Genomic DNA, 10,713 nt, shown 5'->3' on the forward strand with positions numbered 1-10,713 from the left:
GCCACAAAGATTAACTTTCTTTCAAAAGTATGAAAGTTTCATTATAAAGTTTGTAAAGTATACAAAAGAGGAAGTTTTTGCTTATCTTTGCACAAACAACACTAACATTTTAAAATTATGAACATAGGAGACAAAGCACCCGAGGTTCTCGGCACAGACCAAGACGGTAAGGAAATCAAACTTAGTGATTATAAAGGCAAAAAGATTGTCTTGTACTTTTACCCGAAAGATTCCACTTCGGGCTGCACAACACAGGCCTGCAACCTGCGCGACAACTATGAAGAGATGACGAAACGAGGTTTTGCAGTAATCGGCGTAAGCGTTCAGGACGAGAAGTCGCACAAGAAATTCATCGAGAAGAACAATCTTCCCTTCCCCCTGATTGCCGACGTTGATAAGAAACTCAACGAAGCATTCGGCGTCTACGGCGAAAAGAAAATGTACGGACGCACCTATATGGGCACTTACCGAACCACGTTTATCATCGATGAAAACGGCGTTGTTGAGCAAATCTTCACACCGAAGCAGATCAAGGTAAAGGAGCACGCAGAGCAGATTTTCGCCTTTGCAGAAGCAAAATAAGCAATGGCGAGAAAAAGACGTTTGAGCATTACGGTAAAAGAACACCTTATAACCTTCGCCAGCTTCTACGAACGGAAAGACTTTCTAAACGGTGATCCATCGTGGTTTATGCACCAAGTGAAGGGAAAGAACAATCAGGAGACGATGGCTTTCATCGCCTCCTGTTTAAGTTATGGCTCCCGCACGGTCTTCCTGAAGAAAATTCAATTCCTTTTGGACGTTTCCAAGGGAGAACCTTACGATTGGATTAAAAACGGCGGTTTCATCGATGAAATTCCTGATAACTCCGTTTGTTTTTACAGACTATACACCAACCATACGATGTACGTTTTCTTTATGGCTCTTAGAGAAATGCTCCTCACGTATGGCAGCATCGGAGAATACGTAAAGGCGTATGCACAAATTGCCGATGACGCTGAAAACGGAAAGAAAACAGAAGCCATAACAGCCATCGAAGCTATCTGCTCGTTCTTTGCTGAAAGAAACATATCGGGCATTGTGCCTAAAAATGTAAAATCGAGCTGCAAGCGTGTGTGTATGTTTCTCAGATGGATGGTGCGCGATGGATCGCCCGTTGATTTGGGAATTTGGTGCGATTTCATCGACAAAAAGTCATTGATTATTCCGCTCGATACGCACGTGGTAAATCAAGGAATAAAACTCAACCTCATCAACAGCAGAACTTCCTCTATGTCTGTCGCCCGAAAGCTCACCGACGAGCTTCTCCGAGTTTTCCCTGACGACCCTTTGAAGGGCGATTTCGCTTTGTTCGGTTATGGCGTGGCGAACAAAGGGAGATGGGAGACGTGAGATGGAAAATGGGAGACGTGAGATGGGAAATGGAAAATGTGAAATGGGAGAGGGAAGATGGGAGATGGAGAAGGAGAAAGAGGAAATAAAACTATTTTGAATATGAAGAAACCTACTGCTCCACTCGTATTCTTGTCCACTCGTGCAACTATCCCAATCTTGGCAAAATATTGTCATAATCTTTTACAATAGTGCTTTCATAACTTCAATATTTTGAAAAAAATATTTTTTGTTTGCAAATATGCGAGTTATACGCCTTGCTGCAAGCTGCTATTATTCAGGGATTTACAAAAATGCAAGGTTTAAACGAAAAAATACTTCTTTATTTTAACCAGAATATAGAACAAAAACAGTCTCAAATTGTCCCATTTCGCACTTCGCTTATCGCTATCTTGCACTATATTCTTCGCAAAAACGCATTCCATTCTTCGTAAGATTGCATTGCAATCTTCGCAGTTTTGCATTTCAATTCTCCGAAAAACGCTTTATGAACGATTGAGAAGGACTTTATTTTCTCTGGATTGATGAAAAATAATGTGCGTTTTTTGGTAATTGTTTATTACAAATCAACAAAGAACAGGCAGATGTTCGGAATCAGATGCATGCCTATTTATAATGCCGAAGCATCTTGTCCGTTTTTAAGAATATGTGCAGACGCACGCTTCCTGTTATTGTCTTGTTTTTTAAGCAAATAAAGTAAAAAGAGCAGGAAAGAGGTTAAAATTACCTAAAGGCTTTATGCTTTCCTTGTAAATTACAGTCAAAAGAATAACTTTGCAAAAGCATACCCTGCAACACGTGTTGTGCTGAGTATGGAAAACAGGCATCAACTATTCTAAAACATTAACAAATAAAGACAGTATATGAAAAAGACCCTATTAACTTTTACGTTGGTTGTCGGAGCATTGGTACTTACCGGCTGCGCAAGCAAGAAGGATTTGGAAAATTGTCAGACGGAAAATCAAAGATTGTCCGGCGAATATCAGAGTGCTAAGGAAACTATTGCAGCCAACAACGCTCGAATCAAGAGTCTCGAAGACCAGTTGGCGCAGGCTAAGGAAAGTGCTGCTGCGTTGCAGGGCAGTCTCGATAAGAGTTTGAACAATGCCAATTCAAACAATATCAACATTTCCAAGTTGGTGGACCAAATTAACGAAAGCAACCAGTACATCCGTCATTTGGTGGAAGTGAAGAGCAAGAGCGATTCATTGAATTTGGTGTTGCAGAACAACCTGACGCGCAGCCTCAGCAAGGAAGAGCTGAAAGAGGTGGATGTTCAGGTGCTGAAGGGTGTTGTCTACATCTCTTTGGCAGACAATATGCTCTATAAGAGTGGTTCGTATGAAATCAACGACCGTGCCGAGGAAACACTGAGCAAGATTGCAAAAATCATTACCGACTACAAGGACTACGATGTTTTGATTGAAGGTAATACGGACAACGTGCCTGTAAACACACAGAGCGAAAAGATGAAGAACATCCGTAACAACTGGGATCTTTCTGCTCTCCGTGCATCTTCGGTAGCACAGTATCTCCAGACTCGCTTCGGTGTTGATCCCAAACGCTTGACTGCCGGTGGTCGTGGCGAATACAACCCATTGGTTTCCAACGACACGGAATTCGGAAAGCAGCGCAACCGCCGCACGCAGATTATCATCACTCCTAAACTCGACCAGTTTATGGATTTGATCGGCGAGGCACCTGAGACAGAGGATACCAAGTAGTGATGGGAGTAGTGGTTAATCGTCTGCTCGAATGGGCTTATGATAATCCCCGTACTTCAAAGTCTATCTTGGTTTTTCTTTCCGCTGCTGCGATTTTCAAGGCAGGAGAGGCTTTCGGAGAAGCCTTGTGGTATATGCTGCATTGATTAATTAGCACATAAAATATCGACCTGCACGCTGCTCGTTTCAATTGAGTGGGTGCAGGTTATTTTAATTTGAGCGCATTCAGACAGTTAGTTGCAGTACGTGTAATCCTGTTACACTATTCAACATTGGCTTTGCCGGTGGCACAATATAGATAAAATAATTAACAAAACTGGCACTGAAAAATCTGCAATAAAACTGTGTAAGGCAATAGCTATGCTAAATATGGGTATGGTGGGAGTTGCTTTCGCGATTTATAGATTTGTGGATTGTATAAATTAAATAATCTATGGATGAGCAAATTCACGAAGACGAGCATCCTATTTGGGACGCTTTGCTGATTGTCGATATTTTCACAGCACTTGGAATAGATATATCGAGGTATATTAGAAACTGGACGGTGGTGCAGGTGTTCCTTGTGATTCTGATGTTGGTGCTTGTTTCGTTGGCGTCCGTAGCTCTGTATGATGCTTATAAAAGTATAGCTGCAAAGAAACGTTTAAGAGCCAAAAGAATGAGAACCGTATTGGGATCATTCTTAGGAGCCATTTTCCTTGTGTATTTAATTGCCCGTTCGATGATAGATGGTCAAGTCTTTTGGCCCAGTCTTGACATATTAACGTACAGATAAGACAAAGATAAAAAGAAAAAAGTATAATGGTTGCAGATTGCAACCATTATACTTTTAAAAACAGCATCAGTACCTCATTGAGGGATTGATATAACTTCTTGCTCTTTTACAAGGACAATTATTTATAATCTTGTGCAATTACGCTATCTCAAAACTGAATTTATCGTCGGCATAATTGCATTTGACGATACCGTATCTTACGAGGCGTGCAAGCGTGGTAATGACCGTATATCGGTTTATCTTGGACAGGCGCACCAGTTTGTTTAAGGTTTCGTCAGGATGTTCTTTGATTATTGCCAGCAAGTGCTGTGTCTTTTCCGTGTATTCCATCATACTCTTAGGCTGCTGTTCCTGTTTCCACATCTCCAAATGAAGCGACGAAGCAGCAATATTCTCGTCCTTAATACGGATATATGCGCATCTTTCGCCCGTTTCATCAATGGCGTGAATAGGCTTATCGGGGGTCGGAGGAATCGTTGCAATAACAACAGTGCGACCTTCCACGTGGAGCGTTGAGAACGAAATGTCGCTTTCCGGCGAACAATATTTATATGCTGCCGCGTGCATCATAAAGATTTCCTCTTCCGATTTCACGCCCGATATATGGCCGTCGTCGCGCACACCTATCAATAATCGCCCTCCTTCCGTATTGGCAAAGGCTGAAACGGATTTAGCCAACTTTACTGCGTCCTGTATTTTATACTTGAAGTCCTGCTGTTGGTGCTCGCCTTGGGCAATGAGCTCATGTAAATATTTATCCGGTAACATTGTCTATTGTCATTATTTATCTGCAAAGATACTTATTTTTAGATTAAGACCGATTCCAAAAGCTGTATTTGATGTATTTTTGTTTTCAGTCGGATGGATTTCAGCAACTAATTCCCGTTGTAACATAATTGTAATATGTGTTTAATCGTCTTGTAATATGCGCTGTATAACTTTGCCGACAAAAGATTTTAAAAGTATTACAGTAAAGTTACAAGATGGAAACAGTGTATCTTTGTATCGTCGTCTTTCTGCTCTGTTTGGCAGTATTCGACTTGTTTGTGGGCGTCAGCAATGACGCAGTTAATTTTCCTCAATCTTCCGTGGGTGTGAAGGTTGCAAATTACCGTACAATCGTGATAATTGCTTCAATCGGTGTTTTCCTCGGAGCCGTGATGTCGTCGGGAATGATGGACGTGGCCCGACACGGCATTATGACACCGAGTCAATACTCTTTTGAGGAAGTAATGACGATATTTTTGGCTGTGATGGTTACTGATGTCATCATTCTCGACGTGTTCAATACGCTCGGAATGCCTACATCAACCACGGTTTCGCTTGTGTTTGAGCTGCTTGGAGGTACATTTGTCATTGCCTGCATCAAGATGTTTGGCGACGGCGCCCTGATGTTCTCCGACCTGATGAACACCGAACAGGCATTGAAGGTAATCATTGCCATCTTCGTTTCGGTGGCGATTGCATTCGTTTTCGGTGTCATCGTGATGTGGCTGTCGCGTCTTGTCTTTACCTTTAATTACAGAAAGCACTCCCGTTACTCTATCGGAATCTTCGGTGGCATTGCCTTCACGGCACTCTCCTATTTTATTTTTATGAAGGGTCTCGGCAAGAGTCCGTATATTTCTGCCGAAGTAAGAGAATATATCGATGCAAACACAAAGTTTCTTCTGCTTGCTATCTTTGTGGTTTCCACGATTCTGATGCAGATTCTTCACTTCTGTAAGGTCAATATATTCAAGTTGGTGGTTCTTTTGGGCACCTTCGCCCTTGCGATGGCATTTGCCGGAAACGACCTTGTGAACTTTATCGGCGTTCCTCTCGCAGGTTTGTCTTGCTATCAGGACTTTACTGCCAATGCAAACGGAGCCAGCGACACAACATTTATGATGACTTCGCTGATGGAAAGTGCGAAGACCACGCCGATATGGCTGCTGGGGGCTGGTGTGATTATGATCATTGCAATGGCAACATCGAAGAAAGCGCAGAACGTTATCAAGACAAGTGTCGATTTGAGTCGTCAGGACGAAGGCGACGAAATGTTCGGAAGTTCGAGAGCTGCCCGCGCAATCGTGCGTTTCTCACAGAATATGAATGGTTCAATATCGAGCGTTGTTCCGGCCGGCGTGTCCGATTGGGTGGACTCTCGTTTCTCAAAGAAGGAAGCTGATCCAAAAGATCAGGAACTGGCATTCGACGTTGTTCGTGCTGCCGTAAACCTTGTACTTGCTTCAATGCTCATCACAATCGGTACGAACCTGAAACTGCCTCTTTCAACGACTTACGTTACCTTTATGGTGGCAATGGGTTCAAGCCTTGCCGACCGTGCTTGGGGACGTGAAAGCGCAGTCTTCCGTGTAACGGGCGTGCTCTCGGTAATCGGTGGATGGTTCATCACGGCAGGTGCGGCATTCATTGTCAGTGCAGTAGTCTGCCTTGCAATGTTCTATGGAGGCATCGTCATCAAGGTTGCATTTATGGCATTGGTCATCTATCTGCTCATCCGTTCCAATCAGGCTTACAAGAAAAAGATGTCTTCTGAAAACACAGATAACATCTTCCAGTTGATGATGCGCACACGCGATCCGGAACTGGTTTGGGATATGCTTCAGCGGCAGGTGTCCCGCACGCAGTCCTACGTCTGCAAATTCTCCCTAGAACAGTTCAATCTCATCGTGGACGGATTCCAGAATGAGAACCTCAAAGACCTTCGCCGTTCGGCAAGAGAACTGAAACAGGAGACCAACGAACTGAAGAAGTTCCGCCGTCAGGAAATGCTTGGACTGAAGAAATGCCCACCTGAAGTGGCAGTAGAGCGAAACACTTGGTTCCATCTTGGCGCAAACAGCAATCAGCAGTTCGTCTATGCCCTGCGTCGTATGCTCGAACCCATCAAGGAACATATCGGAAACAGCTTCAATCCTGTTCCACAGGAATTTGTAGACGAGTTTGAGCCTATTCAGCGCAAGATAAACGAGCTGATGAAACTGACGGAAAACTTTATATCCACCAACAGATTTGAAAGCTATCGTGATGTCCTTGCCGATGCAGACCAGTTGAAGGACGAGCTTTCAGTACTCCGCAAGCAGCATTTAGACCGTATGCAGAAAGCAAACGGCAACGCAGATTTCCAAGTTTCATTGGTTTATCTGAACTTATTGCAGGAGAGTCAGCAGTTCCTCAGTGCTATGCGCCATCAGTTGCGTGCAGCCAAGAAGTTTGCAGAATAGGATTTTCAGAAGTCTGCAAATCAACAATAAGCAGAAATAGTTAGGTAAATTTAGATATGAATTTGTATCTCGGATAATGCGAAGAGGGTTAAGACGTGATGTCTTAATCCTCTTTTTGATTGCACGATGCAAGCCATCCCGCCCTGTTCCAACCTCTTCTATTATATGTTTCAGTCAAATCTGAATCTAAGTTAGCACATTTACATTCTTTGTTTTGCAAATCATTGAAAATCAGCGTATTGAAAACTGATTTCCAAACGTGCGAAGATTGCCGTGCAATCTTCGCAAAAACGCAGCGCATTCTTCGTACGTTTGCAACGCATTTATGCGAAGATTGCAAAACAACTGTACGGAAGAGAATTTCTGACGGTATTTCCGACTGAAAAGTTTGTTAGCAGACAAGAAGACAAGGGAAGAGGTTCAGGGATGGATTTGCCTGCATATAATAAGGTAACTTATGTGCAAGTCCGCACCCCTGTTCCTTCATTAGCGTGCTTTCTTGGCAGAAAAGGCAAAAAATAAACGCTGAGACTCTCAACGAGTTTCAGCGTTTGATTATGTTTAACTAAAATGTTCTTTTGTTGAAGGGGGCCTCACAGCAACCTTTGTTATCCAACTTACAATCGTTAAACTTTACCTTAAATAACTAAAAACCTAAATCTATTACTACTAACCTAAACAATCTATTAACCTTTTGACGATGCAAAGGTAGTAGGTTTTACACTTCCTCGCAAAACTTTTAATGCAAAAGTTCAGAAAATCTGCGCATTCTTGACATACGTCAAAGGAGAGGAAAAGATATAAAGGCAACAAGGAGACAAGGGAGAGAACGAGCGAACAAGGAGAGTTCTTTGGAATACAAAAAGCAAAACACCCATTCACTCGTTTACGTCTTAACCCGTCTGCTATCATAGTTTCAGCTTAATTAATATTCATTTCGTATGTTTTTTCCCTCTTTCTCCGTATCTTTGCAGAAATACAATAACAGATGCGTGTACTGATTGTAAATACAAGTGAGAAGACGGGAGGCGCCGCCGTGGCTGCAAACCGTCTGAAAGACGCCCTCAACCAGAATGGAGTGAAGGCAAAAATGCTGGTGCGCGACAAGACTACCGACGACATCACCGTGGTAAGTATGAAGCAAGGCATCGTTTCGCAATGGCACCTGCTTTGGGAAAGATGGTGCATTTTCCGGCACCTGCGCTTTTCCCGCAAGCATCTTTTCGAGATAGACATTGCCAATGCCGGCACGGACATTACGAAACTCAGGGAGTTTCAGGAAGCCGACATCATTCATCTGTCGTGGATCAATCAGGGAATGCTCTCGCTTGGCAGCATCCGTAAGATTCTAAATTCGGGCAAACCAGTTGTATGGACTATGCACGATCTCTGGCCGGCATCGTCCATCTGCCACTACGCACACGGTTGCGACGGCTTCAGGAAAGACTGTGGGCACTGCCCTCTTCTGCCAAACGGAGGCAGCACGAACGACCTTTCGGCAAAAGTTTTCAGACAGAAGAAAGCCGTTCTGAAGAACCACAGCATCTGGTTTGTGGCTTGCAGCCAGTGGCTGGCAGGTCAGGCACGCAAGAGCAGTCTGCTCACTGACCAGTTCGTAACCAACATCCCCAACCCTATCGACACGCATTTCTTCTGTCCTCAAAACAAAAAAGAAGCACGTACACGCATCGGACTGCCTACCGACAGGCGTATCATCCTCTTCGTTTCGCAGCGCGTTACGGACAAACGTAAGGGTATGGACTATTTTATAGACGCCGTGGGCAAGTTCGCCGAGCAGCATCCGGAATGGAAGAACAGCACGGGCATCGCCATTCTCGGCGGACATTCCGAGGAACTGGAGCATCAGCTCGCACTCCCGGTCTATCCGATAGGCTACGTGAGCGACCCAAAGAAAATCAGAGACGTGTATAATTCGGCAGACGCATTCGTACTGCCATCTCTCGAGGACAATCTCCCGAACACCATTATGGAGTCGATGGCGTGCGGAATCCCCTGCGTGGGTTTCCGTGTGGGCGGCATTCCCGAAATGATAGACCACCGAGTGAACGGCTACGTAGCTGCCGAGAAGGACGCCGACGACTTGGCCGTGGGCATTCACTGGGTGCTCGACGCTGAAAATTACGAAAGACTATCTGCCGCCGCCGTGAGCAAAGTGCTCCGATGTTATTCAAGGCACAGCGTGGCAATGAAATACATTGAAGTTTACAATCAAGCTATGGCCATCAAGAACTACCAACTATGATTACAATATCCATTGTTACGATAACCTACAACGCCTCGAAAGTGCTGCAACCTACGCTCGACAGCGTGCTGATGCAGGACTTTCCCCACGTGGAACACCTTATTATAGATGGTGCTTCCACCGACGACACGGTGCAGATGGCGCAGGCATACAAGCAGATTTCCGATGAAGCCGAGAACGAACACGTGGTAAGAATCCAGAGCGAACCCGACAAAGGGCTATACGATGCGATGAACAAAGGACTGCGAATGGCTACGGGCGACTACATTCTGTTCCTGAACGCAGGCGACAGACTCGCTGCTGCCGACACATTAGAGCAGGTTTCGCTCTTCTGTGAGGGTGGCGACGGAGAAGAAAGCCCCGCCGTGGTGTATGGCGATACGGACATTATCAACGAAGACGGCATATTCCTCTATCACAGAAGGCTTCAGCCGCCCGAGACACTCACGTGGAAATCGTTCAGGAATGGTATGCTCGTATGCCATCAGGCATTTTATGCCCGACTGGACATTGCTCAAAACATTCCTTACGACACACAATATAAATACTCTGCCGACGTTGATTGGTGCATCAAAGTGATGAAAGCGAGCGAGGAGAAAGGACTTTCGCACAGAAACGTTCACGCCGTTGTGGCAAACTATTTGCAGGAGGGGCAGACAACCCTCCATCACAGTGATTCGCTCAAGGAGCGTTTCCGAGTAATGAGCCGCCATTACGGACTTCTCAACACCGTCTTTCGGCATGCGTGGTTCGTAATAAGAAAGTTTATCAGGAAATAAATTAAAACAGAGAGTTATGAAGAAAAACATCGTATTTGCAGCACTCATCCTCGCTGCATTGTTGTTCGCATCCGAGGCATCGGGTCAAACCAATGCCGTGCTGAACTATCCCGTAAAGAAAACCACTACAAGGACAGCCGTAAGAACAGAAACTTCAAAGAGCGCATCCGTTTCCGACAGTACGAAAAAAGCCTCCAAAGCAGTTGATGAAAGCAAGGAGGCCACGAAAAACAGAAAAGATTCAGCCGAACTTCAGATAAAGGAAGGCTTGAAAAACATATCTTCCGGTGCCGAAAAGTTCTTCCAACGCGAGGGCGAGGCCATTGAAAAAGTGGCAAGGAAAGTAGGCGATGGTGCCAAAAAGCTGTTCAAGAAGATGGGTCTGTCTGGAAAAAAGGAAAAGAAAGAAGACAAGAAAGCTGAAGAAAAATAGTATAAACATCTTAGTCCGGAGTTAAAACCGGACTAAGATTATCTCCCCCATTCCATTACGCTTTTTCATCATTATCTCATTGTTTTTGTAAAAATCAATTACTGAAAAACACACAAA

General features: G+C 44.4%; 10 protein-coding genes. 9 read left to right on the top strand and 1 reads right to left on the bottom strand.

The features are described from left to right. Window positions 1-117 precede the first annotated feature (117 nt). The 5 genes from bcp to P150_RS0108820 all read left to right on the top strand — a co-directional run bounded on the left by bcp (window position 118) and on the right by P150_RS0108820 (window position 3,891). Window positions 118-582, top strand: a complete 465-nt coding sequence (gene bcp / locus P150_RS0108795; protein WP_028897361.1) for a thioredoxin-dependent thiol peroxidase — start codon at window positions 118-120, stop codon at window positions 580-582. Window positions 583-585: 3 nt separating this feature from the next. After that, a complete protein-coding gene (locus P150_RS0108800) occupies window positions 586-1,392 on the top strand; it encodes a TIGR02757 family protein (RefSeq protein ID WP_028897362.1) in 807 nt (268 codons plus the stop codon). 863 nt (window positions 1,393-2,255) lie between these two features. Further along, a complete protein-coding gene (locus P150_RS0108810; protein ID WP_028897363.1) occupies window positions 2,256-3,116 on the top strand; it encodes an OmpA family protein in 861 nt (286 codons plus the stop codon). Between the two features lie 2 nt (window positions 3,117-3,118). After that, window positions 3,119-3,262 (top strand): hypothetical protein, encoded by a 144-nt coding sequence (locus P150_RS17605; protein WP_155952980.1) that lies wholly within the window; start codon window positions 3,119-3,121, stop codon window positions 3,260-3,262. Between the two features lie 287 nt (window positions 3,263-3,549). Then, window positions 3,550-3,891 (top strand): hypothetical protein, encoded by a 342-nt coding sequence (locus P150_RS0108820; RefSeq protein WP_028897364.1) that lies wholly within the window; start codon window positions 3,550-3,552, stop codon window positions 3,889-3,891. 138 nt (window positions 3,892-4,029) lie between these two features. Here P150_RS0108820 and P150_RS0108825 read toward each other — a convergent pair whose 3' ends face one another. Then, window positions 4,030-4,659 carry a helix-turn-helix domain-containing protein gene (locus P150_RS0108825; RefSeq protein WP_028897365.1) on the bottom strand — a complete coding sequence of 210 codons (630 nt, stop codon included), beginning with the start codon at window positions 4,657-4,659 and terminating at the stop codon, window positions 4,030-4,032. 215 nt (window positions 4,660-4,874) lie between these two features. Between P150_RS0108825 and P150_RS0108830 the strand changes: the two genes are divergently transcribed. From P150_RS0108830 to P150_RS0108850, 4 genes are all read left to right on the top strand, one after another. Further along, entirely contained in the window at window positions 4,875-7,121 is a 2,247-nt protein-coding gene (locus P150_RS0108830; protein WP_028897366.1) for an inorganic phosphate transporter, read from the top strand. A gap of 988 nt (window positions 7,122-8,109) precedes the next feature. After that, the gene (locus P150_RS0108840) at window positions 8,110-9,384 is read left to right on the top strand and encodes a glycosyltransferase family 4 protein (protein WP_028897367.1); all 1,275 of its coding nucleotides are present in this window, start codon (window positions 8,110-8,112) and stop codon (window positions 9,382-9,384) included. Beyond that, complete coding sequence (locus tag P150_RS0108845) at window positions 9,381-10,163, top strand: glycosyltransferase family 2 protein (RefSeq protein ID WP_028897368.1); 783 nt, start codon at window positions 9,381-9,383, stop codon at window positions 10,161-10,163. The genes P150_RS0108840 and P150_RS0108845 overlap by 4 nt, the downstream gene beginning before the upstream one ends. 16 nt (window positions 10,164-10,179) lie before the next feature. After that, a complete protein-coding gene (locus P150_RS0108850) occupies window positions 10,180-10,596 on the top strand; it encodes a hypothetical protein (protein WP_028897369.1) in 417 nt (138 codons plus the stop codon). Window positions 10,597-10,713: the final 117 nt, after the last annotated feature.

Source organism: Prevotella sp. HUN102 (assembly GCF_000688375.1).
Classification (GTDB): Bacteria; Bacteroidota; Bacteroidia; order Bacteroidales; family Bacteroidaceae; genus Prevotella.

What these genes read in the sequence shown, in the direction of transcription:
- P150_RS0108840 (WP_028897367.1), top strand. Translation starts at nt 8,110, where the DNA reads ATGCGTGTACTGATTGTAAATACAAGTGAGAAGACGGGAGGCGCCGCC.
- bcp (WP_028897361.1), top strand. Translation starts at nt 118, where the DNA reads ATGAACATAGGAGACAAAGCACCCGAGGTTCTCGGCACAGACCAAGAC.
- P150_RS0108845 (WP_028897368.1), top strand. Translation starts at nt 9,381, where the DNA reads ATGATTACAATATCCATTGTTACGATAACCTACAACGCCTCGAAAGTG.
- P150_RS0108800 (WP_028897362.1), top strand. Translation starts at nt 586, where the DNA reads ATGGCGAGAAAAAGACGTTTGAGCATTACGGTAAAAGAACACCTTATA.
- P150_RS0108850 (WP_028897369.1), top strand. Translation starts at nt 10,180, where the DNA reads ATGAAGAAAAACATCGTATTTGCAGCACTCATCCTCGCTGCATTGTTG.
- P150_RS0108830 (WP_028897366.1), top strand. Translation starts at nt 4,875, where the DNA reads ATGGAAACAGTGTATCTTTGTATCGTCGTCTTTCTGCTCTGTTTGGCA.
- P150_RS0108810 (WP_028897363.1), top strand. Translation starts at nt 2,256, where the DNA reads ATGAAAAAGACCCTATTAACTTTTACGTTGGTTGTCGGAGCATTGGTA.
- P150_RS17605 (WP_155952980.1), top strand. Translation starts at nt 3,119, where the DNA reads ATGGGAGTAGTGGTTAATCGTCTGCTCGAATGGGCTTATGATAATCCC.
- P150_RS0108820 (WP_028897364.1), top strand. Translation starts at nt 3,550, where the DNA reads ATGGATGAGCAAATTCACGAAGACGAGCATCCTATTTGGGACGCTTTG.
- P150_RS0108825 (WP_028897365.1), bottom strand. Translation starts at nt 4,659, where the DNA reads ATGTTACCGGATAAATATTTACATGAGCTCATTGCCCAAGGCGAGCAC.